Raw genomic sequence first — 24,126 nt, forward strand, 5'->3', positions numbered from 1 at the left:
TGGTAACTCTATTCTACACGAGGCCGTTATGGGTTTTTTTTGTGTTTTCAGCTAGGTGTTGCACTTAATATTACAATTCGTCTTTTAAATAAAAAATCCACCACCTCAACAGGTGATGGATTTTTGTTTTACTTCACGATGACTTTGAAGGTTTTAACGACCTTATAATTTCCAACAGTCGTATAGGTAACGCGAATTGATGTTGTTCCTTTAGTGACTGCTTTAACTTGTCCTTTTGTGTTCACCGTCGCGATTTTTTTATTGAGCGAGGCATAGCTGACAGATTTGATTTTATCGGTTGCTGACGCATAACCGATTGTCGTTGTTTGACCTTTTTTCAATGTTTTTTGTGTAGCTTTCAGCTTCACTTCATTGACTTTCGTTTCGATCGGTAATGTAGTTGTCAGGACGAATCCGTCTTTTAATGTCACGGTTGCCGTCACAGTCGTTTTGCCTGATGCTTTACCAACGAGACGTCCCGTAGTATCCACTGTTGCTTTTGACGTGTCCGCTACTTGATAACGAATCGATGATACAGTTGATGACGTATTCAAGACTTTTGTTTTCAGGTTGATACCTTTTCCTTGATAGACACTTGCTTTCTCGATTGTTGCCGTCGGTGCTTTTGTTGTTTGTGGAACGAAGACACCGAGGTATCCATTTACTTCTGCCGTTCTCATCCCTTTAACCGGAACTGTCAAGATTCCGTTTTTGTCTGTGACAAGTTTCGTTTGGGTTACACCACTCGCATCGACAAAGACTTGGTTCGTATGTTGTTTGCCCATATCGACTTTGATTGTCGTGTTAAGTGTTGACTTCTTCCCGATGACTGTCGCAACACCCGTGTTACGGTCTTTACCGAGTCGGACACTTGAAATCAAATGACTGCCGGCGACTTTTGAAGTGTTCGTCGTATGATACGCCACTTTCTGAGCACCGTATGCATATTGCTTACGGACTTTCAGTAAGTTCGTGATTTCGTCATAGTACGGCGTTTGCTTAGACATATATGAAGCATCTGTCTGATACAAGTCACCGTAATACACTGTCGGAACCGTATCTTTGTTCGTCAGCAAGAATGCATATTGCGAGACGACGTTATCAACCGAATATTTTTTCTTTGTGCTGGCGAGTTCTGCGTTGTAGATGCCGAGTGCTTGTTTTTCTGTATCTTTATCGTACATTTTTTCGAACGACTTCGGCTCTTCGCCTGCTTTGTACTGAATACCTGTTTTGATGCCGTACAGGTCGAGCATGATTTGGTTGACGCGATTTTTCTCTTGATCATGGTTATTGACGAATGACCAGTTAGCAGATACATCCGTAGAACCGTTACCAGCACGGTTAATCGTTGAACCTGTTGCAATCGCACTTAACGGACGTTTAGAAGCTTCATTCCCAAGTGCAGTTCGCATCGTGAAGTAAAGTGGTGAATCCATGATAAGCTGTTCATCGTTATTCGCTTTCATGTATGCTTTTTGCTCTGACTTGTAGCTTTCGATGTAGCTTAAGTGCTCTTTTTTACCGAAGTGTTCTTTCGCGACTTGGGCTTCTGCTTTTAAAATTGCCGTGTCGTAGTGTGACGCTGCATCAATCCGGAAGCCGTCAAACTTATATGTTTCAAGCATCCACTTCATCCAGTTCTTTTGTTCCTTGATGACTTCTGTGTTCGAGTTGGCCAAGTCAACTCCAAGTAAAAATTCATCATTGTTCGTCATCGTCTTGTTATAGGCTTGAAGCGGAAATCCTGTTTCATCTACGAAGAGGAACTGATCTTCGATATCGATGCCCGAGTTATCATTCTGATACGAACGTTCTTCTGTTCCGTATCCGTAAGTTGCTTGTGTCTTCATGTATTCTTCCGTCAACTTCGCAATCGTTCCATTGTCCGCTGACGCGAGGAGTGCTTCTTTTGTCTCGAAACCATTTTCTTTCATATAAGCAAGGTAACCCGGATCCTTCGCGTATTGCGATAACATCGGTTTCCAGTTCTGCGGTGAAACTTCATACCAACCGTCAGCCGCGAGATAAGTATCGACGACATTCAAGTTTTGAGTTTTAGACGCTTCAATCAACCATTCAGGTAAATAGTTTTTCTCATTCTCCGGTCCAAAGTAACGGTACGGTTTACCGTCTTTGTCCGTCATGACACGTCCTGTACCTTGACCTTGAAGCGATGTTCCATTTAAGAAGGTTTTGTTCCACTCTTTGAGGTACCCGTATTTTTCTTGTCCCTGTCCGCCGCCTTTTGTATAGGCGAGGTAAGGTGTCGCGAGCGTTTTTGTTGTCTGTCCGCCCGTGTATGGATTCGTGAATAACTCACCTGAGCTTGTCGCACGACGTACGAAAACAGCTTCCCGCTTGTTTAATCCAAGCATCTGGTTTGGAACCAAGTCCATTTGAACTTTGATGTTATCATCATGCAACATGTCGACCATCATCTCGAGATGACTGGCTTTACCGTATTTCGTTGCCGTTGTCCCGCCTGGTCCTTGTGGGAATTCACCTAAGTCATACCGATCGGCAATAGCATACCCTTCCATGTAGCGCGCCATATCAAACGAACGATACGCAGGCGGCATCCATACATCTGTTACTCCCCATGAGTTTAACAGGTCACCTTTTTTAGCAAGAGTCCGGTACATATTGCTGTCATATGGTTGGTAGAGGCTGAAGCTCTGGAAGATGACATGGTTATCCAATTTCTCACCTGACGTATAAGCTGCTGCTTGTTTTGGTGCTACACCGAAGCTACTTGTTGCTACGAGGGTAGCAAGTAGTCCAGCAGATACTTTTTTGGTATTCTTCATCAATATAAGTCTCCTTTACTATCTGTATTTAATTGATTATTTTTTCCTTTAATTACTAAACAACATCACATAATTTAACATCTTTCTTTCAAGATAACACCTTCTATTTTTCAAAAAAAGTCAATAGATTTAACAAAATGCAATCGATTGCACTAATTGTCATAAAAAAGAACACCTTCCATCCATTTCCGGACGAAAGGTGTTCGAAAGGATTAGTTTAATCCGAGAAGAACGGCTTTCTCGTAACCGCCAGTCAGGACTGAGTTGTCGTATGACTGAAGATCTTTGTTGACGACGATGACGTTCGACAACGTTTTGAGTGTACCAGCCGGGACTTTGATTTTAACGATATCAAGTCCGTTTGATACATTGTCATCCGAGTCAGCAAGCGAGATGCTTGTTCCGACCGGAAGTGCTTTTCCGTTCAGGATATAGTTCGCTGTGCTTGTCGCATCGTACATACCAGAGTATTGAACACCCTCTGTGAACTTGACGCGGATAACGTCTTTTTCGTTTTTCTCGTTCGCTGACACTTTAACGATTTCAAACGGTGTCAGGACCGGTTTAACAGGCGTTTTCATGAGTTTGAAGTCATGTGTTGCTGTTGCAACCGTGTTACCGACATCATCAGACAATGATTTGACGACGACTTTCCACTCTTCGCCGTACCCTTCCAGGTCGACGAGGCGTTGGAGACTCTCGTTTGCTTTGACTTGGAAGTTTTTGTCCGTTGTATCCGTGTACTTGACGACAGACCCGTCAATCGTAACGATTTTTCCATCTTTGTTCTTACCGATGAATTCAACTGTCGTTTTCGGAGGCAAGACGATACCGTCCGCATTGATGAGTGGCGTGTTGTACTCATCGAGGTCACGGATTTTCACCGGCTCGCTCATCATGACAACGAAGTCGTTTGTCATTGGTACGCGGTCGATCGTGTTGATTTCAGCACTCTTCAGGTCCGGCGTGTTGAGCGGCGATCCTTCATAGCTGAGGTCAAGGATTAACGCATCGTTCTTCTCACCGTTCGCTTCGGCCTGGATAGCACCTTTTTCGAGCGTGATGCGGAACTTATCGTTGTAGTAGTTTTCTTTCGTGTTGACTGTATCGTAGATTTCCGTCCAGTCTTTCATCAACTCGATGACAGCTTCGCCCGTCTCTTTGTTATAAGACGTGACATTGACATACTTGCTGAAGTCTTCGTATTTCTTCGTGTTCGAGTTGTAACGCTCAAACTTCAGTTCGTTATCAAGCAATGCAAGGATATTCGCATTTTTGAGGCCTTTGCTGAACATCACGCGGAATTGCTCAGGTGACTCAACAACGACGCCAGCTGTCGGTTTGACTGTGTCAGCCGCAACCGTGAAGTCGAGGTTTTGTGTCGTTCCAATGTTGCTTTCATCTGAAAGTGCTGCGAAGTCCATTGTATCCCAGACTTGAAGCGAGTGTTTACCTGCAGCGAAGTAACCTTCTTTGACACCTGGATAGTTGTCATCAAGCATGATACGGACTGTATCGCGGCGATCGACACCTGTTTTGTTGTCAAATCCGTAATGCGTGACTTTGAAGTACTTCTCTCCGTATTGACCGTCGATTTTGAATTTCGCAGAATCGACCGCTTCAGAGAATTTCACTTCGAGTTGGTTCAGACCGACTGCTTTAACAGATGTTACTTCAGCAGGACGGGCATCCGTCAACTTGAAGCTTGCTTTTGATTTCACTTCTGTATCCGTGCTGCTCGTGATTTTTGCGACGAGCTTAACGACTGCGTTGTCTTGGAGTGGTGTTTCTTTGTCCAGGATCAATTCGAATGCTTTCGGATTCGAAGGAATCGCTTTAACACCGATGACACGTTTCATGCCGTCAAACTGTTCGATCTGGATGTTGTCGTTTGCGAGGTAATCTTCTTCGTGAAGACCTTGCATGACTTTATCAAGTCCGAATGATTTGAGTAAGAGTTCACGTGAGACTGCTTTATCAAGGAAGACCGTTACGCGATCTGCCTGGTTCGATTCAGCTGCAAGGACGTTGATCATCTCGATCGGAGCCGGAGTAACAGCGATTGTGCTGAACTTGACTTTCGTCTCTCCTGAAATCTTACCGATGAGGTTTTTGTAGTCGCCTGCTGCCGTTTCGATGATTTCGGCACGGATCATGGCTTCGAGGTCTGTGTTGCTGAACTCTGAAGTGAGGATGACCGTTGCTTTTCCGTCTTGAATTGTCACGCGGTCTTTTGCAAGCGCACCGAATGATGTTGATAATTTCAAGACGATATCGTCTGCGTTTTTGTCGACTTCACCAGTTGCTTTGTCCTTGAGCAAGAACGTCACTTCTGTGTTGTCAGCTCCGTTTGCGACGATTGTCGAGGCTTTCGGTGAAACTTCCAGCATCCAGAGGTTTTCAACGCCTTGTGTCATGAAGCTGATTGAACCAAGGTCACGAGCGACGCCGCCGATCATGATGCCTTTCGCTTCAACTGTGTAGTCTTTATCGTACTCAAGACCTGACACGTCGAGGAGTGCTGATTTTTTGTCCGGGCTGAGGGTAACAGCTGTAACTGTTCCGCCTGCGATTTTGAAGTTTTCGACTGATGCGCTGTCAACGGCGCGTGAGAATGAAACTTCGACTTTTTTGTTGCCGATTGCTTTTGCTGATGTCAGCATCGTGTTTGCTACTGTGAAGTCCATTGCTGCTGATTTCACATCACCGACTTTTACGACATAGCTGTGTGTGCCTTCAGGGATTCCACCTTGTGAAGCCATGAATTTCCCGTTTGAAAGTGATCCTTTGACGACGATTGGTGCTTTTGACATATCTTTACCCGGGTAGATTAAGAGTTCTGCCATTGCGCCTGCCGCTGCGTACATGACGTCCGCTTTAACAGAAAGTGTCTGATCGTCGACGCTTCCCATGACGTTCATGATGTTCGCTGCTTTGACTTCATATTTGATTGAACCTGTCATGAGAGAGTTCGCACCTTTGTATGAATAAGCAAGTTTATATTTGCCGGCTTTTGAAGTGTCCGGTGTTTTGAGGTTGAACTTGCTGATCGGACGTTTGACGATGATACCCGATTTATAACGAATGCTGATTGTGCTTGGAAGAACAACTTTCCCTCCGACTGCAACTGGTTCGAGGACTGGTTCGAGGACATCAACCGGATAGTTCTGAAGTTCTACTTTGAGGACTACTTTTTTAGAAGTACCGGCAACTGTGCCGTACAAGACTTGGAACTTGTTGATGTATTTCTTCTCAAACTTCACGGTACCGTTCCACTTCACTGAACGCATTTCGTACTTGCCGTTTGTGAGCTTGACTTTGACCTTTTTAGGCAACGTCAATTTCTTAACAGCGTACTTGTCACCGCCTGCATGTTTCATCAAAATTGGAGCGATGTATTTAACAGAGACCTTCGAAGCCGCGTCAGCAGCAACCGGTGCGACGACAGATGCAGTGACTGCGAGTGCAGCTGCAGCAGCGTACAATTTGTTTGATTTTTTCGTGTAAGCCATGTTTACAATTCCTCCTCTTGTCTTTCAAAACTAAATGCGACAATCCCAACCAGATAACCTACACTTAAAGTAAATATTTACAAATATTTCACTTTAATCCATTCAACAAAGTCCCTGCCTTCTTCGGAGGAATACGTTCTGTTTCACACGCCGATCCATCGCCTATTCAGTAGACGATCGTCAGTGATCCATTATGTATCCAGTTTGGGATGAACAGGAAACTGTCGTCGAATGCCTTACGGGTAAGACATTCAGTATGTCGTAGGCTCGTACCAAGCCCCACTTCGAAATCCGTGAGTTACTCAGCTACAGCTCAAATATACAAAATTCAGAAACTAACGACAATAGGTTTTTTGTAAAAATTAGGTGAATAGTAGTAACTAGTAAAATATATTTACAGGTCGTATATGGAAATTGAAAAACTGGTCATACCTTTTTAAGAAAACGCTTACATTTTACGTTATTTCAATAAAATTAATGTTTTCCTGAAATATAATAAAGCTGTCACGTTTCTCTGCGTGACAGCTTCAACAATTAAGACAGGCTTCGATTGGCTTGCTCCACGGCTTCTAAAAACGTTTCCCGCTGAAACCGGTGATCCGCGTCCGCCGTCAGTTCGATCATGTCCCCGAGCCGACGCAACTGAATCGGCAGACCCCGCCCGATCCATTCGAGCTGTTGCTGGAGATGCCGTCTCGCCCGGTCGACCGTATGTCGTTCTGCTGCTGCGAACTGCCGTAAGTATTGCAGGACATAACCGAATCCGAATTCAATCGGAATCCGTAATTCGGCTCCTTTATCCTTGATGCGGATCAGACCCGCTCCGTAATGAATCGCCCGTTCCCATTCCTCACTGATTCGTTCGTACCAGTTTCCGTTCGTCAGACAGTGTGTCTCAAGAGCTCCTTTTGGCCCGCTCGGCATGACGCTGAAATAATCGATCTCCATTCGTCTTCTCCTTTGCCATACATAATAGGATGAATCCTTGATGGACTCACCCTATATGACAGGTCAGGAAGTTGGATTGTTCGAAAATGTTTTACCCGGTCGACCGATTCCTTCATATTGGACATCACCCGGTTCATCAACGAATGCCCAACAGTTGCGGCCGTCGATCAAACGAGCGGTCTTCATGTTCGCTGTCAGTTGTTGTGGCGTGACATGCTTGATGTCGTCCCACTCCGTCATGATGACAGCGACTTCCGCCCCTGCGACCGCCTCTTCGATCGTCTTTTTTTGATCGAGCAGCGTTTTCGCAGCCGGATCGTATCCGGTGACGATGACACCCATTTTCGTCAGACGCTCTGCCAGACGTAATGCCGGAGCATCACGTAAATCATCCGTTCCCGGTTTGAAGGATAAACCTAACAAAGCAATCCGGAGACCGGGTCGTGGATCGATTTTTTGAAGAACATACTCGAGCTGCGCTTCATTCGTCCGGTCCGCTGCCTCAATGACATGAAGGTGTTCACCTTGTCTTTGAGCTAACGTCGTCAAAGCGGCAATATCTTTCGGAAAGCATGAGCCGCCGTAACCAGCACCCGCTTTTAAGAACGCCGGACCGATACGTGGATCTAGACCAATCCCATGGGCTACATCTTCGACATCCGCTCCGACGATATCCGCCAGCCGTGCAATCTCATTGATAAAACTGATTTTGACGGCCAAAAAGCTGTTTGCTGCATACTTCGTCAATTCAGCTGTAGTCGGATCGACATGGACGATTGGCGCGTTCGTTTTAAATAAGTCAGCCAGACTCTCCGCCAATCCTTGATCGTGCGTCCCGATGATAACCCGGTGCGGATTACGCATATCCCGGATCGCTGTACCTTCCCGAAGAAATTCCGGTACCATTGCAAAGCGTAACGATGGATACATTTCCTGGAGGGATTCCGTCGTTCCCGGTGGAATCGTCGATTTCAAAACGACCGCAGCATCCGGTTGAATGGAATGAATCAACTTAACCACTGCCTGCACTGCTGACAAATCACAACTTCCGTCTGCCCGTTCCGGCGTTCCGACTGCCACCAGATACAGGTCGGATAGCGGATACTCGGTCGTAAAGGTCAAACGACTTTGATTTTTTTGTAAGGCTTCTTCAATTCCTTCTTCCGTAATCGGTGCAATCCCCTGCGCTAATTGTTCCATCCGCTCTTTATTTAAATCGACACACACTACATCGTGTTTGGCATCGGCTAGTCCAATCGCGGTCACAAGACCAACATATCCCGTCCCAATTACCGTCACTTGCATCTCATCACATCCTTCATCAGTTTCCCTGTCTTCACTATACGGGAGCGAAAGTGATTTGTGCATCGAAAAAGCTTTTCGAATACGCTATACTGAATACGGGAATGGGAGGAATGCTCGTGGCGATTATCATCTTTTGCCTCGTATGTCTCTTCGCATATCGTATCCGCAAGCTTCCCGAAGCGATTCGGACGATCTTACTCATCCTCGGTTTACTCAGTGGATGGTTCGCGCTGTTTGAGATCATCAGTTATTTAGAAGCGAATCCTTACCTGGCCGCGATCCCGATTGCACTCGGGCTCGGTTACTGGTTTTGGCGCCGCAAGAAAAAACGGACGACCGGTTCTGCCTCAAATTGAGGTCGAGCGGTGTCCGCCTATCAATCACACAAGACCAGTCCGATGAAACGGAACTGGTTTTTTTGTCGTTACAGGACGGCCGGTGGTCCGAATTTTCCGTCATGGTAATCGCGGTATGCCTGACGAATCTCGTCTTCCGTGTTCATGACGAACGGTCCGTAGGCAATCGTCTCTTCCCGGATCGGTTGGCCGGAGTAAATCAAAACCTTCGTCCGGCTGACTGCCGTCAGCGTAAGTCCACTGTCCCCTGCTGCCTGTTCGTCAAACGTCAATGTCGCGGCCATCGTCTTCGAAAGTCTCGTTTCGCTTGTCCCGACCTCCAGTTCCCCGGCTAAAACATACAGAAAGGCATTATGGTTCGTCGGTAAGACGTGCTGATACGTCGCACCCGGTGCCAAGGAGATCTCACTCATCGTAATCGGGACGAGACTGTCGAGCGGTCCCGTCACGCCGGCAATCTCACCGGAATAAACGCGGACGTGTCCGCCGTCAAACGTCACGACCGGAGCTTGTTCAAGCAATACGTTTTGATACGATGTCGTCGTCTCTTTCAAACGTTTCGGCAGATTGAGCCAGAGTTGCAACGTATGAATTAAATCGTCATCGACCGCTTCTTCGGCATGTCGCGCCGCCCAGCCGGCATTCATGTACTGGATGTCTCCGGCGTCAAGAATGGAGTGCCCACCATGATTATCGATATGTTCGAGCCGACCGTCGATGACATACGTGATTGTCTGAAAGCCGCGGTGCGGATGATCGGAAAACGTTCCGCGTTTGAACCAGTCCTCCGCCATCAGGATAAACGGATCAAACTCGTCTTTCCGGTCTGGTGACAGCACCCAGCCCTGTTGGACATGGGGATAACCGTTTTGTTGATATGTCACTTGCCAATGATTCTTGATATCACGTTCGAACATTTTTCCAACTCCTCCACTTATGATGCTTTCATTGTCGCATAGCCTGTTGCGGAAGCCGTACTCGTTTGCTCGTCAGAGTTTCCATCCAAAAGAAAAACGACTCCGGTTGACGGAATCGTTTCAGCACTTCGATTACAGACGTGACGCCTTTTGTTCGAGGACGGCAATCTTCTCTTCGATTTCAAGCAGCTTCAGTTCATGTTCGAGTTCGAGGCGACGTTTTTTCCGTTTCAGTTGGCTCAGTTCTTCTGCAACCGACTCCGGTGACGCTTCCGGGCGTGGCGGTGCCGACTGATCCATTGACTGACGGAGCGGATCAAACAGGTTTGACTTGGCAAACTTCGCCGCTTCCGGACCAAACAGGTCGTTGATGATCGGCAAAACTTTATTCATCGCGTTGCCCGGGATCTGTGACTTCTCGTCGACGAGACGTTTGAGTGCCAGCTCGTCGACCAAATACCCTTTACCGTCCTGTTCCGCATGTAATTCGCCTGTGCGGATCCAGCGGCGGACCGTCTCTTCCGATACGCGTAACAATTCACTGATCTGTTTTGTCGTTAACATCGTAATCCCTCTTTCCCATTCATTTGATACCCTTACTATACACACGTGTGTGCGTGTGTGTCAATCAATACACACATCAAAAAAACCCTCCGAACCGGTGTGGTCCAGAGGGTTGTCCTTATCCTGCGCGTCGTAACAATAACCAGAGTCCGACGACTGCCAGTCCTGCTCCTGTCGCTGCGTACGGGAACGGTTTCTCTTCCCCTGCTTGCGGGAGTCGTTCACCGGACGCATTGCTATTGCTTGTGCTTGTATCCGGATTGTCTGCTTTGACTTCCGTAACCGGTGCTTGTGCCGGTGTAGTCGATGTCTTCGTCGGTTGCGGCGTTGGTTTCGGTTCCACGACCGGTTTCGCCTTCTTGATTTCAGCAAGCAGGAAATACCCCATCGTCTCATCCGTCAACGTGACCGAATCCGTCGTTGCTTTTCGTTTGAACAGTTTGAGGAATTCATCGTATCCCGGGAATTCTTCTTCGTCTTCATCTGCCATACCGACAGCAAGGGCTTCCGCTCCGGCTTTCGTCAATTCGAACGAATCCATCATCTCATCAAGCGAGACGTGGTGCATCGCTTCGACTGTGTATCCGGCAGCGACTTCCGTCTTCACCGTGTACGTACCCGGTGTCAACTCGATCGACAAGGCATCGTCTTTTCCGACTTCTTCCGTGTAGACGTCTTTCCCCGTGATGGCATCCGTAATCGTATAGGTCGCAGGAATCGTCTGCTCCGTGTAACCCGGAATCTGATCGTTATTCGCATCGAGGAAGTTCGTGACGATCAGAAGGTTCGCCATGTCCATTTCTTCGTCTTCGAGACCGTAGAGACCGGCATCGACTTGAACGATGTCCCCTGCTTGCAGCTTCACTTTTGCCAGGTCATCTTCGTCAAGATCCGAATCGATCGTCGGATCCGTTCCTTCGTGTTGAGGAGACGTGTAGTAGTACCCGATGTCCATGCCGTACACTTCAATGTAATACGTGCCCGGTTTGATGTCCTTGAACGTATAGAGTCCGTCTTTCGTGTAAACTTCCTCAACGACATCGTAGTTTTTATTTAAGAGGTACACCGGGACGTCACTGATGCGTGTTTCTTTTTCCTGACGGATCCCGTCTTCATTTTCATCAAACCAGATGATTCCGTTGATGATTCCCGTCGTCGCCTTTACCGGCTCTTCCTTGACGGGTTCCGTTTCCGGCTTCGGTTCTTCCTTGACCGGTTCTTCTTTCACGGGTTCTTCTTTGATTGGTTCTTCCGTCGCCGGCTCCTCCGGTGTCGGTTGTTCTTCCGGCGTTGGTTCCGTTGTCACGGGTTCTTCCGGTGTCGGCTCCGCTTTAACTTCGCGGCCGAATTGAATCAAAATCGTTTTCGCCTGATCCGTCGATGTGACTTTCACGACAGGTGCCGTTTCCGCTGTAAACGTGACGGTCGGGTTTTTGGCGATATCAATTGCTTGTCCCGTCAATCCGCCTTCAAAGACCAATTCCGTTTCAGATTCAAGATTGACTGTTCCTTCTCCCGTGAACGTCAACGTATACGGATTCGTTCCCGTTCCGGTGACATCCCATGCAGAAATCGTTTCTGCCTGAGCTGGTGTGATGATACCAAAGACAAGCAGACACGCTGCTATGTACATTCCAATTTTTCGCATTATGTTTGTTTTCGCTCCATTCTAAAATATGTGTTACCTAGATTTTAAACAATAAAGGGAAAATAAACCACCTGATTTCCGAAATTCGTCCAAGAAAAAGACGACTGTCCCTCATAAAGGATCAGTCGTCTTAAGATTATACGAGTGAATCACAGGCTTTCGCACACGCTTCACAGGCTGCAGCACATTTTTGACAGTGGTCATGATCGTGTTTCGAGCATTCTTCGGCACAGGCTAAACAGATTTCCTTACAGGCCGTCGCAAGCACGGCGATGTTTGGACTGTTTCGGACGATGGCCTGACTGAGCAGGCTGCAAATGTCGGCGCAGTCCCGGTCAAGACGAATACAATCCGTCATATGAGTAACGTGGGATTCATTCAGACAGGCGTCAAAACAAGTGTTACAGGCGACGATACAGGCTTCGAGTGTCGCTAGAGCTTCCTGATGTGCTTCGTGCATAATATGATTCCCCCTTTGAAGTGATGACTAAGTAAACGCTAGTATCCTTCTTCCCCGGATACACTCTCTTAAAAACAAAAAAAGAACCATACGATAACCGGGGAACAACTGGTTATCGTATGGTTCTTTTCCATTAACGGACGACTTCAAGCGGAATTTCAATGCCACGTCCGGCGCCTGCATCGATGATCAGGACCGGCAAGCGGTTTTCATCGAAGACTTCTTTTTCAATCGTCGTATCCGACGTGTACGTTCTGATTTCCCCCATCTTTTTCGCCGTAAACGAAACAAAGGGGAACGGAATCGACTGATTGGCGACATCCAGTCGAATATCAACCTGTTGGTCATCCAGCCGGATGTCATTGGCCGTCCGAATCGTCAGACGCATCCGGTCGTTGTCCGTTGCTGAAATCTGAGCCGAGATGTTTTCCGTTTGTCCGGCACGCGTGACAGGATCGATGATGACCGTCGGGGAAGCGGTCTCCACCTCGTCAGCACGCTGACAACCGGGAATGACAAGCAGCGAGATTGCCAAGGGAATCAGCAAACGCTTCATTACGGATTCACTTGATTGCGAAAGTCAGTTCAGCAGTACAGGCGACTTCCCCATCGACTGTTGCTGTGGCACGCCCTTTACCGATCGGTCCACGCAGTTTCGTCAGTTCGACTTCCAGTCGGAGCTGGTCACCGGGAACGACCTGACGCTTGAAACGACAATTCTCGATGCCGGCAAAAAAAGCCAGTTTGCCTTGGTTTTGTTCCATCTTGAGAACAGCAAAGGCACCCACTTGCGCCAATGCCTCGACAATCAATACACCGGGCATGACGTTGTAATCCGGAAAATGACCGTTGAAGAATTCTTCATTTGCCGTGACATTTTTGATGCCGACAGCCCGTTTTCCTTCTTCGACTTCAAGAATCCGGTCGACGAGCAAAAACGGATAACGGTGCGGAATGACTTCCTTGATTTGTTCAATCGTATACATATAGCGCAGCTCCAATCACTGGTTAATTTAAGATTTTGTCCAAAAATCGGTGATGCGGGTCCATGTGTCGAGCTTAAGGACATCCATCGCTTCGCCACCACCAAGTGTCGCATATCCAACCATTGCGCCGATCACTAACGCAAGGACAATAAGAAGAACAATGATCAATAAACGAGCAATAATCGGAACACGACGTGAAGAATACTGACGTAATTTTTTACGTTGCTTCGGTTCCTGCTCTTGCGGCTGTTCGTTCTTAACCTGTTGATTACGTTTCAGACGTTCACGGGTCGGTTGGTCCGTTCCGGCTTGATTTTGTACCATCTTGATCACCTTTCATTGGTTCAGTCTAAAGAACAGTATAGCATATTAGTACCTGGTATTAAATAGTTGCAGTTCAGCTACAAAACGGTTCTTTTTTTAAGTGTAACATGCACAAACCCTGAACTTATAAAAAAAGTTCTGCATTTTGTATATAAGGAAGAAACAGAACCATCTGGTCTTTTTTTAAAAAACTTTTCAATTTTTTCAATCCAAACAAAATCCGGGCGCGTATGCTGTTCAGAACGATGCAGACAACAACTACCAAATATACAAAAACAACACCCAAATTTGAGAGGATGAGACAAGATGAAAAACACGAAAAAATTCGCAGCAACAGCCATGGCAGCAGCACTCGTATTACCAGGAACGGCAGCATTCGCTTCCGGTGGCGGAGACGACATGAAACATGAGGAGAGCGCGAAGAACGTCACGGTCAAAACAAAAGCCGCTGACCTCCGTGCGACACTCGATCAGTTACTCTCGGAGCACTTTGTGCTTGCCGTCATGGACATGAAAAAACAATATGACGGATCAAAAGATGCGAAGTATTATGAAGCCGCACTGAAACAGAACGCACTCGACATGACACCGGCAATCGCTTCTGTCTACGGCGACGAAGGTGCAAAACAATTCGAAAAAATCTTCGTAGCCCACAACAAATACACAACGGATCTCGTCAAAGCCGTCAAAGCGGACGATCAAGACGGCATCAACGCGTCGAAAGCGGAAACAGAAGAGTTCGTCCAGGACCTCTCGAGCTTCCTCGACACAGCAACAGAAGGTAAACTGCCGAAGGCAGCAGCGGAAGAAGTTCTCCGTGCCCATGAAGCGGACGTCTATAAAACATTCCAACAATATGCAACTGGTGACTACGAAGGATCGTACAACACGTTCCGTGAAGGTTACAGCCGCATGTATGATATCTCAAAAGCACTCTCCGTCGCGATCACAACACAGATGCCTGAGAAGTTCGACAACACGAAAGCGGACACAAAAGCCGCTGACCTCCGGTCAACACTCAACAGCCTCGCAGCTGAACACGTGGCACTTGCCAACATCAGCATGACAGCGGGCGTCGATCAAGCGAAAGACTATGATGCAGCGAACTGGGCAGAAGACATGCACACAGCTGACTTCAAAGCCGCTATGAAATCGGTTTACGGTCAAGCAGGTGCGGATCAGTTCGAGCAAGTTTGGACGAAAAACCACATCGAAGCGCAAGCAAACCTCGTCACAGCAGCCATCAACGACGACAAGAAATTGATGGGTGATGCGCAAGACATGCTCAAAATGTTCTCGAATGACTTCGGTGCGTTCCTTGGCGCAGCAACAGAAGAGAACCTTCCGACAAAAGCAGCACAAGAAGCGGTCTCTGGTCATGAGACATACGTCCAAGATACGTTCATGCAGTATGTCGAAGGCGACTACAAAGGATCGGTTGACACATTCCGTGAGTCGTATGCTTACATGTACGGCGTCGGTGAAAACCTCGGTGAAGCGATCGTCAAACAATCACCTGAGAAATTCATGGATGGTACACCAGGTTCAATGCCGAACACAGGTAACGGCGGCATGAGCGACAACAATACAGCAGGTACAACAGGTGCGATCGCACTCTTCGGTCTTGCACTCGGTGCAGCCGGAATCGTCCTCGCACGCAAACGTCAAAACGCATAAGATTTCGGGTATACTAAAAAGGATAGCGCCTCGGCACTATCCTTTTTCTGTGTAAGAGGCTTTGTCTCGGAAAGGAGTGACGTGTCTTGAAAAAATGGTTATTACCGGTCAGCATCCTGTTGATGCTCGTTTCAATCGGTACGTTAATTTTTCTACTGATCGGAAACACGAAGGAACCGGAAACGAATATTACGCAAGGCGATACAAAAACTGAATCTGCGGCATCTTCCGAGACAAAGGAAGATCCACTCAAACCATCTGAAATCTTTAAAAAAGAATTCAAGAGTCTGTCGACGAACCAGGTCGAATTGCCGAAAACGTTGACAATTGATTCGCTCAAGGTCAAAACGAATATTGAACAAGTCGGTCTCGATAAAAAAGGTGCCATGGGAACGCCGAAAAATGAACAACAAGTCGGGTGGTATAAGTTCGGACCCCGTCCCGGTGACGTCGGAAATGCCGTCATCGACGGACATACTGATACGAAGACCGGTCCGGCCGTCTTTTACCAGCTGCATGAGCTCAAAAAAGGCGATAAAATCAACATCAAGGATGAATCGGGACGTAATCTTGTCTTCCGTGTCAAAAAACTGGTCGAATATGGTCACCTCGATGCACCGCTCGAAAAAATCTTTGGTGCTTCTGATCAGCGAAACCTGAACTTGATCACGTGTATCGGGACGTATGATGAAAATGAAGGCACATACGACAACCGTCTCGTCGTCTTCACGGAACTGGATCAAAAGGCATCTGACCCGGTCAAAACGCCGCCAAAACCAGCGACAAATGTCCGTGTCTCAAGTGGATTCGTGAACTGGTATGCCTCGACTGATGATGAGGTCGTCACGTATAACATCTATCAGGAACAAGACGGAAAACGGAAAAAACTTGGTTCGACGGAATCAATCGAACGAAAAGCCTTCCCGTTACCGCAAGATACAACCGGACGTTTCATCATCACGGCTGTCAACAAAGCCGGAATTGAATCCGAAGAAGCGTTCAGTGCCGTTCAAAAATAATCCGACTGACCGACTCCAATACATAGGAGCCGGTCAGTTTTTTTGTTGATTCAACGAAACACGCAGTTGTTTTTCACCTGATTGTGTTTGGTACAGTAAATCAAGATGTCCTGCCGTCAGTTCTTTCTGCTCTGTTTTGATGAATAAAACGCCTGTCCGTTCTTCTCCTGCCCGGTACGTGCCGACAAGCGGATGTTTCTCATGTAAAACGGCAGTTCTTTTACCATTCGTTTCATACTCTCCGAGTTTGTTCGATATTTCAATCGGATCGTCCGATTGATTTTGAATCGTGACGGTCAAAGCCAGTAACCGATTTGTTCCGGTTCCCACCTGAACCAGTTTTTCTTTTGAGACCAGCACCCGCAACAATGGTGTCGTCCGGACTGTCTCCCGCCGTTGCATCGCTAACGTCTCGACTTCCAGTCCACCGAGTGTATACTGGGTCCCCACCCGGTTTTCCCGATCAAATTGTTTCAATTGACCTTCATCCCATTTTTGCATGATGGGAATCGGATTCGCTTTGACCGGTTCAGAGTCTGCTCCCCACCCGACGATGGGAATAATCCACTTGACGATGACAAAAATGATGCATACCGGTATCAGGACATACAATAGGATTGTTTTTTTCACTCCGATTCCTTCTCTCCCACTCTGACGTCATTACTCTTGCTTTCATTATGTCGTTTTCGATTCAATAATTATACATTTTTTCACAATTATAATAACGAAAAACCCCCGAGCAACTGCTCGAGGGCGGACTTCCTTAATACGTAATATGTTGTTTACTCCAGGCAATCGATTCCTTGAACTGACGAACGAGTTCTTCTGCCGGACCGGTCAAGGAATACGCAAGTCCATGAACCTTTTCCGACATCTGTTGCAAGACGAGTCCGTCTTCAATCAATTCCTGCAATTGTTCGAGAATCTGACCGTGCGACTGATCAAGACGTTGTTCAATTTCCCCGATTGTCAGCGCCCCATCCCGCAGGATAAAGATGACACTCGACTTGAGACTATTTTCGAAATTGTGCTGAAACTTTTGGAGGGCCAATAAATCAGCCTGTTCTTCTACGTGACGTTGATCCATCTGACACATACCCCTTTCGTGACACAATCGACTACGTTCTCAGTATGACGGAATTGCCGGCAAAATTCAAAAGTCAGTCTTTTGTCGTCACGATCGTATTAAACGTCTTCTCGTCTTCTGCGATGACCATCTTCTTTTGCGACCGCAGATGATAGAGACGACGGATGTTCAGGATGACGACCTTCATGACGGCGTAGAACGGAACACCGAGCAGGACACCAAAGAATCCGGCAATGTTTCCGGCGACGAGCAGGACGATGATGATCGTCAACGGGTGGACATCCAGCGTCTTCCCTTGAACGAGCGGCGACATGATGTGCGAATCAATCTGTTGTGCGACCGTCATGACGATGACGGCGTAGACGGCAAGAATCGGATCCTGGATGAATCCGACGATCAGTGCCGGAACAACGCCGATGACCGGTCCGAGGAACGGGATGATGTTCGTCAACGTCGCAAACAGTGCGAGCAACAGCGCGTAATCAATTCCGATGATCAAGTAACCGATATAGGCGATGATCCCGACCCCGATACTGACGATGACCTGGCCGCGGATGTAACTCATGATCGTCAAATGGACGTCATGCAAAATCTTTTTTGTTTCTTTATGGTACTCAAACGGCATCATCTTAACGAGATTGCCTTTCAGCTTATCCCCGTCAAGCAACATGTAGATCAACATGATCGGAATGATGACGATCGTCACGACCGTCGTCGTGATGACACTGACAAACCCGCCGACACCGGTTCCGATGTTTTTCAGGAAGGTCGAGGCATACTCCGAAACATTCCCGGAAAACTTATTAAACAGATCATCCTGTCCGCTGAGGAACCGGGAGAAGAAGGCACTGTTTTCAAGTTGATCCCGGACATCAATCAGCTGACGCTGGAACTGGGAAGCGAGTGTCGGAATCGAATTGACGAATTCCGTAATCTGATCCGACAGCATCGGACCGAAGATGAACCCGAGCGCCGTCAAAATACTGACGAGTCCGAGCAAAACGAGAATGACTGCCGGACGCCGTTTCATCTTCTTCTCGAGCAGCTCGACAATCGGTAGCAGGACATAATACAGAATACCGGCAATTGCGAGCGGCGGAACGACCATCTGCAGTAAAATCGCAATCGGCCGGAACAAGAACGTCACATGATTACCAATCCAGACGATAATCAGCAGCGTCATGATCCACCAGGCACCGCGGTACCATTTGTTTTCGAACATCTTTTGCATCTTGTCACTTCCTTATGATTAAAATGAGGACTTCTCCTTCATTAGATTCCCTTTATCCCGACGCTTCTAATCCTTATTTTCAAAAAATAGTTGAAGAAGCATTCATTCAAAAGTGTTTGTGAAGTTGCTTCCCATTCGTTCCGGTGATAAATCTAATAATTAAAATATCTTTTTTGCATCTTTGCGTGTTAAAGTTTGATGGATACCTATTTGATTAAGTAATATAAAAATATTGGATTAATTTTTTGAACCTACAAAACAGAATACGGAGGATAAACAAGTGAAATGGATTAATCAAAAAATTGGTCGCCAATTGATGTTTGCCTTTTATATGGTTTTCATCGCGCTCAGTCTGACGTCAGCGATCGTCTATACTTATACGGAACGAAAGATCGACCAGACGAATGCCACGTTCGATGATTTACGGGAACGCCGAACGAATGCCAATACATTAGCCAACGAATGGACACTTGTGCAGAGCAATGTGAAATCGTATGTGCTGTTCGGTACACCAGAAATACTCGATACGATCAAAGCGAATCAGCGGGAAATCAATCGTTTGACGACCTGGTTCGAAAAAAATGCCATTTACGAACAAGGAAAGGAATATGCGGTCGCCACCCGGACACTTTATGATGATTACTTCGGGACCGCCCTTCCATTGTTGACAGAATACGTCGCCGGTAAGACAGACGGATCGATCGACGAAACATTCCTTGATCCGAAAACCCTTGCTTCCTTGTCGAACGGTGAAAATTTATTTAATGAAAACGGCACGTTAAAAGGCTCAAACAGTCAATTGACGACAGATACGGATGCAGCCGGCATCGATACGTTACTCACGGACTACTTGACGTTGATTCAAAACAAAGAGACGGAAGCGAAAACGAACCTGCTCGGTGAGATGCGGGTCGCTCAGTTCATCTGGCTGTCGAATCTCGTCGTCCTGATCATCATCCTGTTACTGCTCGTGCGACCGTTCATCAGCCGGGTGACGAAGCAGGTCAACACGTTATCCCGTGACAGTGCCCTGCTCGCAAGCGGAGAGGACATCAACACGATTCCATTACCAAAACGTCAGGATGAGCTGTATATCTTAACGACATCCTTTAACCGGATGGCGACGTCGATCGCCGACAATAAAGTCCATATGCTGGCGAAAAACGAAGAGTTACAAGCGCAACAGGAAGAGCTTGTCGCCCAGCAGGAAGAGTTGCAGGCACAACAGGAAGAGCTCGAAGAAGCACTCGAAATCACGTTACGCAGCGAACAGCATCTGAAATACCGCAATGAACTGACGGAGACCCTCGCGTCACGCGAGACGTTGACGGCGTATCCGGAAATCATCGAAAAACTTGTCGCCATCACCCACTCAGAAATCGGTGCCCTGCTGTTCCTCGATCAGCATGACGTCCGCTCGACGATTGAGTACGGGATGACGGAAGAGATGGTCGGTCAGCTCGTCAAGGACGATCAATCGTTGTTCCACCGGGCCCGCGTCTTAAAACGACCGGTCCATTCGTCAAAACAAGTTGCTCATGACAGTCCGTTGCCATATCCGTACTATATGTATGAGGTTGCCGTGCCGATCCTTGATCCGAACGAAGAACAGATCATCGCCTGCGTCTACCTCGTCCGGTACCGGGATGCCTTCACACCGGAACAGATGGGTGACATCCTGTCGTTCTCGCACCAGTTGTCCCTTTCACTGATGCGGATGGGAATTTATGAAAAAATGATGCACGAGAAAAATAAGACCGGCCAACTCCTGAACTCGATCCGGGAAGCCGTCGTCTACATCGAACACGAATCCGACGAACTGCTTGTCAACGAACCGTTGATGAAACTATTCCCGGAAGTCCAGACGGAATACCAGGACGACAGTAATCTGTCCTCGTTCCGCCAGGCGATGTCGGCACTCTCCGCCATCATCGATGAACCGGAACCGTTTGAACAGTATATCGAACAAATCGTCGAACAGAACCTGCCGAAAGACAGTCTTCTCGTCTCGATCCGTTCACACAGTGCCTACATCCAGATTTACGCGGAAAAAATCCAGATCAATCAGGTCTGGGTCGGTACAATGCTCGTCTTGCGCGACGTCACGAAAGAGACGGAAGCGGACCGGATGAAAGAAGAGTTCGTCTCGACGGTCTCGCATGAACTGCGGACACCCTTATCCTCGATTTACGGTTTTACGGAACTGATGCTGAACCGGGAAATCGATCCGCCGAAACAACGCAAGTACTTGACGACGATCCACTCGGAAACGGGACGCCTGACGACACTCGTCAATGATTTCCTCGATGTCCAGCGGATGGAATCAAGCGAACAACGTTATCAGATGGCGACGTTTGACCTCGTTCAGCTGGCAGCAGAATTGATCGACTTCCATGATGCTTCCCATACGACACACGAATTGTCGTTTGAAGCTGTCGGACCGATCATGATTGATGCCGATGCGGAAAAAATCAAACAGTTGCTGAACAACCTGCTCAGCAATGCAATCAAATATTCACCGGACGGCGGCAACGTCGCGATTCGTATCGAAAACCACGACGGCTTTGCGGAAATCACGATTCGTGACCAAGGAATCGGTATTCCCCAAGAAGCGATGTCGAAGTTGTTCGATAAGTTTTACCGGGTCGACAATTCGGAAACCCGGAAAATCGGTGGAACCGGACTTGGCCTGTCGATTTGTAAGGAAATCGTCAAGCACCATAACGGGACGATTGATGTCGAGTCGACGATCGGCGCCGGATCGACGTTTACGATCCGCTTCCCGATTGCGGTCATCTCGACCATCCTCACGTATGAAGAATAAACTGACGTGCCTTTGTCATTCGACAAGGGCACGTTTTTTTGTCAGGTTACGGACTACGGCAGGACGGGTATTAGGAGAAGAGCTGAAAAACGAAGGGAGTTTTAGACATGGCATTAGGTTGGATTGGATTAGGTCATATGGGAGTGCCGATGGCGTTACGTCTAAGACGAGCCGGGCATCCGGTCAACGTGTATAACCGGACGGTCGAGAAGACGGAGTCTCTCGTCAAAGAAGGGGCTGTCGCGCTCGAATCGCCCCGCGCCGTCGTCGAACAATCGGACATCATCTTTCTGATGCTCGCGGATGGTCCCGCCATCACGGCGGTCTTCGAACAGGAAAACGGGCTGCTGGCAAGTAAGCTGTCGGGGAAAACCCTCGTCAACTTGAGTACGATTTCACCGGAACAATCGGTGTCCTTTGCGGAACGGATCGAACAGGCCGGCGCAACGTATCTCGAAGCACCTGTCTCCGGATCCGTCGGGGTCGCGGAAGCCGGTCAACTCGTCCTGCTGCTCGGCGGAGACGAACAGGCGATTGCCGCCTGTCGTCCCTACTTCGAAATTCTCGGTAAGGAAAGCATTCATTTCGGTGCCCACGGAACAGGGAGTTCGGCCAAACTTGCCATCAACCTCCTGCTCGCACTTGTCGGGGAAGGTGTTGCCGAGACGCTGTTGCTCGGCGAACGGGCCGGACTCGACAAAGAGAAGCTGATTCAGCTGATCGGAGCATCCGGAATGAACACGCCGCTCTTCCAAGGGAAACAGACGATGTACCGGGACGAACAGTTCCCGCCTGCGTTTCCGCTCCGCTTGATGGCAAAGGATCTCGGTTTGATCACGGAAGAAGCGAAACGATTGACGCTCGACCTGCCACTGGCAGCGACGGCACAGACGCAGTATCAACATGCCTTGGAAAGTGGCCACGGCGACGAAGACATGGCCGCTGTGTATCTGTCATTAAAGCAGCGGTAACCCTGGAGCAATCAAAATCAGGCGAGACTATTCCCGGTTCTTATAACGGAAGTAGTCTCGCCTATTCCTGGTGGGGTAAGCCATCACTTTTATCCATTAAATCAACTGACGAAGCAATGTTTGACCCGTCCCACGCATCTAAGAAAGCATGGAATCATCATCAACACATTCATCAAACGATTAACAGACAATAGCGCGTCATGGATGAAAATGGAGCTTTCGTCATATATATATGCGTATACGACTCATCGAAGGTCGATGAAAGATGCGAACGAATGTCTCGGCAGGAATGACTTCGGCGCCGGGGCGTAAATAATTCTTCTCTTCTTGAATCGAAATCCAATAATAACTGTAATGGTTGTTCCGTAAAGATGGTCACTTGACAGTCGATTTCAAGCCGCTGGTAATAATCGAAGACACACTGACGAACGAATAAGGCTCTCTCATGAGTAATCATATGTGCCGCCCTTCCATTCACTTATCCAACTCGAATAGTGAATATTCAAAAAAACTAGTACATGACATATTCCTATTTAATAACTATTACCCTGTTTGATCTTCTAATATCGAAGATCAAACAACTCGTCCCTTCTTTTGACTCCTGCAGCATACGCCAAAAAGAGCGGACAGCATCCGATTTTCATCGCTTCTGTCCGCTCTTTCTAGAAATCCTCTTCATAGATCACCATTCAACATTATTTCAGTGACGTCACGATACCCATCATCTGGTCCGATGTCGTCAGGGCTTTTGAATTAAACTGGTACGCCCGCTGAATCTGCGTCAGGTTCGTCATCTCCGTCGCCATATCGACATTCGAGGTCTCAAGCGTTCCGACCGTCAACGGATTTCCCGTCGCATTTTGGTATTGTCCTGCCGTCGTATAGAGACCGCCTCCGACATCGGTCAATTCCCCGTGGTTCGGAATATCGGCGACACCAATCCGGGCGAGGACACGTCGTTCCCCGTTCAAGACGCCGGTGATGTTGCCATCTTTGTTCAGTTCGATCGACGTCGCATCGTCCGGGAATGTAATCGGTTCGTTCGCCTGATTGATGACCGATCGTCCGGCATCATCTGTCAACAGGACTTGTCCGTTTGCCTGCGGAGACAATTCAAAATTACCGTCACGTGTAAACTTCGTCACGCCGTCCGCATCAATCACACCAAAGAAATGGTGCGGATTGCTGAGCGCCGCGTCGAGCTTACGTCCGGTATTTTGGAACGTCCCGGTTGCGAAACGCGTTGCTTCATTAGCGACGTATCCGCCGACACCAAGGCGCAGACCAGCAGGTGTCGTCAGCGATCCCGGCGTCAGTCCCGCCGGTTGATTGTTCAGATTCCGGACGAGCAGTTCATTGAACTGGGAATCCCGCCGTTTGTAGCCGTTCGTATTGGCATTCGCCAAGTTATGTCCGGTCGTATCGAGCTGCTTTTGAAGCTGAGCCATCGTACTGGCCGATGTATAAAGTGATTGCATGAACTTCCT

At 47.8% G+C, this 24,126-nt stretch carries 20 protein-coding genes; 5 read left to right on the forward strand and 15 right to left on the reverse strand.

The window, feature by feature from the left end; genetic code table 11:
• Positions 1-128: 128 nt before the first annotated feature.
• The 4 genes from EXIG_RS13455 to EXIG_RS13470 all read right to left on the reverse strand — a co-directional run bounded on the left by EXIG_RS13455 (position 129) and on the right by EXIG_RS13470 (position 8,575).
• Positions 129-2,810: a glycoside hydrolase family 70 protein gene (locus EXIG_RS13455; protein ID WP_012371512.1), complete on the reverse strand. Its 2,682-nt coding sequence runs from the start codon at positions 2,808-2,810 to the stop codon at positions 129-131.
• A 212-nt stretch (positions 2,811-3,022) separates the two neighbouring features.
• Positions 3,023-6,322 (reverse strand): hypothetical protein, encoded by a 3,300-nt coding sequence (locus EXIG_RS13460; RefSeq protein WP_012371513.1) that lies wholly within the window; start codon positions 6,320-6,322, stop codon positions 3,023-3,025.
• Positions 6,323-6,856: 534 nt separating this feature from the next.
• Positions 6,857-7,270 carry a hypothetical protein gene (locus tag EXIG_RS13465; protein WP_012371514.1) on the reverse strand — a complete coding sequence of 138 codons (414 nt, stop codon included), beginning with the start codon at positions 7,268-7,270 and terminating at the stop codon, positions 6,857-6,859.
• Between the two features lie 63 nt (positions 7,271-7,333).
• Positions 7,334-8,575 (reverse strand): UDP-glucose dehydrogenase family protein, encoded by a 1,242-nt coding sequence (locus EXIG_RS13470; RefSeq protein ID WP_012371515.1) that lies wholly within the window; start codon positions 8,573-8,575, stop codon positions 7,334-7,336.
• Between the two features lie 110 nt (positions 8,576-8,685).
• Between EXIG_RS13470 and EXIG_RS13475 the strand changes: the two genes are divergently transcribed.
• Positions 8,686-8,931 carry a hypothetical protein gene (locus tag EXIG_RS13475; RefSeq protein ID WP_376778098.1) on the forward strand — a complete coding sequence of 82 codons (246 nt, stop codon included), beginning with the start codon at positions 8,686-8,688 and terminating at the stop codon, positions 8,929-8,931.
• Positions 8,932-8,999: 68 nt separating this feature from the next.
• On the opposite strand, the gene EXIG_RS13480 is transcribed toward EXIG_RS13475, so the two are convergent.
• The 7 genes from EXIG_RS13480 to EXIG_RS13510 form a co-directional block, all read right to left on the reverse strand.
• Entirely contained in the window at positions 9,000-9,848 is an 849-nt protein-coding gene (locus EXIG_RS13480; protein WP_012371517.1) for a pirin family protein, read from the reverse strand.
• A 132-nt stretch (positions 9,849-9,980) separates the two neighbouring features.
• Entirely contained in the window at positions 9,981-10,412 is a 432-nt protein-coding gene (locus tag EXIG_RS13485; protein ID WP_012371518.1) for a helix-turn-helix domain-containing protein, read from the reverse strand.
• 118 nt (positions 10,413-10,530) lie between these two features.
• The gene (locus EXIG_RS13490) at positions 10,531-12,045 is read right to left on the reverse strand and encodes an SdrD B-like domain-containing protein (protein WP_234944545.1); all 1,515 of its coding nucleotides are present in this window, start codon (positions 12,043-12,045) and stop codon (positions 10,531-10,533) included.
• A gap of 151 nt (positions 12,046-12,196) precedes the next feature.
• Complete coding sequence (locus EXIG_RS13495) at positions 12,197-12,520, reverse strand: four-helix bundle copper-binding protein (protein ID WP_012371520.1); 324 nt, start codon at positions 12,518-12,520, stop codon at positions 12,197-12,199.
• Between the two features lie 133 nt (positions 12,521-12,653).
• Positions 12,654-13,076 (reverse strand): hypothetical protein, encoded by a 423-nt coding sequence (locus EXIG_RS13500; protein WP_012371521.1) that lies wholly within the window; start codon positions 13,074-13,076, stop codon positions 12,654-12,656.
• Positions 13,077-13,083: 7 nt separating this feature from the next.
• Entirely contained in the window at positions 13,084-13,506 is a 423-nt protein-coding gene (fabZ, locus tag EXIG_RS13505; protein ID WP_012371522.1) for a 3-hydroxyacyl-ACP dehydratase FabZ, read from the reverse strand.
• A gap of 27 nt (positions 13,507-13,533) precedes the next feature.
• Entirely contained in the window at positions 13,534-13,830 is a 297-nt protein-coding gene (locus EXIG_RS13510; protein ID WP_012371523.1) for a DNA-directed RNA polymerase subunit beta, read from the reverse strand.
• 306 nt (positions 13,831-14,136) lie between these two features.
• Between EXIG_RS13510 and EXIG_RS13515 the strand changes: the two genes are divergently transcribed.
• Both EXIG_RS13515 and EXIG_RS13520 read left to right on the forward strand, forming a co-directional pair.
• Positions 14,137-15,507 carry a copper amine oxidase gene (locus tag EXIG_RS13515; protein ID WP_012371524.1) on the forward strand — a complete coding sequence of 457 codons (1,371 nt, stop codon included), beginning with the start codon at positions 14,137-14,139 and terminating at the stop codon, positions 15,505-15,507.
• An 86-nt stretch (positions 15,508-15,593) separates the two neighbouring features.
• Positions 15,594-16,526, forward strand: coding sequence for a class F sortase (locus tag EXIG_RS13520; RefSeq protein ID WP_012371525.1), 933 nt, complete (start codon positions 15,594-15,596; stop codon positions 16,524-16,526).
• A 33-nt stretch (positions 16,527-16,559) separates the two neighbouring features.
• Here EXIG_RS13520 and EXIG_RS13525 read toward each other — a convergent pair whose 3' ends face one another.
• The 3 genes from EXIG_RS13525 to EXIG_RS13535 all read right to left on the reverse strand — a co-directional run bounded on the left by EXIG_RS13525 (position 16,560) and on the right by EXIG_RS13535 (position 18,844).
• Entirely contained in the window at positions 16,560-17,156 is a 597-nt protein-coding gene (locus tag EXIG_RS13525; protein WP_012371526.1) for a hypothetical protein, read from the reverse strand.
• Between the two features lie 133 nt (positions 17,157-17,289).
• On the reverse strand, positions 17,290-17,613 hold the full coding sequence (locus EXIG_RS13530; RefSeq protein ID WP_012371527.1) for an HxlR-like winged helix-turn-helix transcriptional regulator: 324 nt from the start codon (positions 17,611-17,613) through the stop codon (positions 17,290-17,292).
• Between the two features lie 73 nt (positions 17,614-17,686).
• Positions 17,687-18,844, reverse strand: coding sequence for an AI-2E family transporter (locus tag EXIG_RS13535; protein ID WP_012371528.1), 1,158 nt, complete (start codon positions 18,842-18,844; stop codon positions 17,687-17,689).
• A gap of 280 nt (positions 18,845-19,124) precedes the next feature.
• On the opposite strand from EXIG_RS13535, the gene EXIG_RS13540 reads away from it, so the two are divergent.
• The gene (locus EXIG_RS13540) at positions 19,125-21,668 is read left to right on the forward strand and encodes a HAMP domain-containing sensor histidine kinase (protein ID WP_012371529.1); all 2,544 of its coding nucleotides are present in this window, start codon (positions 19,125-19,127) and stop codon (positions 21,666-21,668) included.
• A 107-nt stretch (positions 21,669-21,775) separates the two neighbouring features.
• Positions 21,776-22,639 carry an NAD(P)-dependent oxidoreductase gene (locus tag EXIG_RS13545; protein ID WP_012371530.1) on the forward strand — a complete coding sequence of 288 codons (864 nt, stop codon included), beginning with the start codon at positions 21,776-21,778 and terminating at the stop codon, positions 22,637-22,639.
• Between the two features lie 695 nt (positions 22,640-23,334).
• Here EXIG_RS13545 and EXIG_RS13550 read toward each other — a convergent pair.
• Positions 23,335-24,117, reverse strand: coding sequence for a flagellar hook-basal body protein (locus EXIG_RS13550; RefSeq protein ID WP_012371531.1), 783 nt, complete (start codon positions 24,115-24,117; stop codon positions 23,335-23,337).
• Between the last annotated feature and the right edge of the window lie 9 nt (positions 24,118-24,126).

Origin of the sequence: Exiguobacterium artemiae 255-15, from assembly GCF_000019905.1 — a bacterium.
Classification (GTDB): Bacteria; Bacillota; Bacilli; order Exiguobacteriales; family Exiguobacteriaceae; genus Exiguobacterium_A; species Exiguobacterium_A artemiae.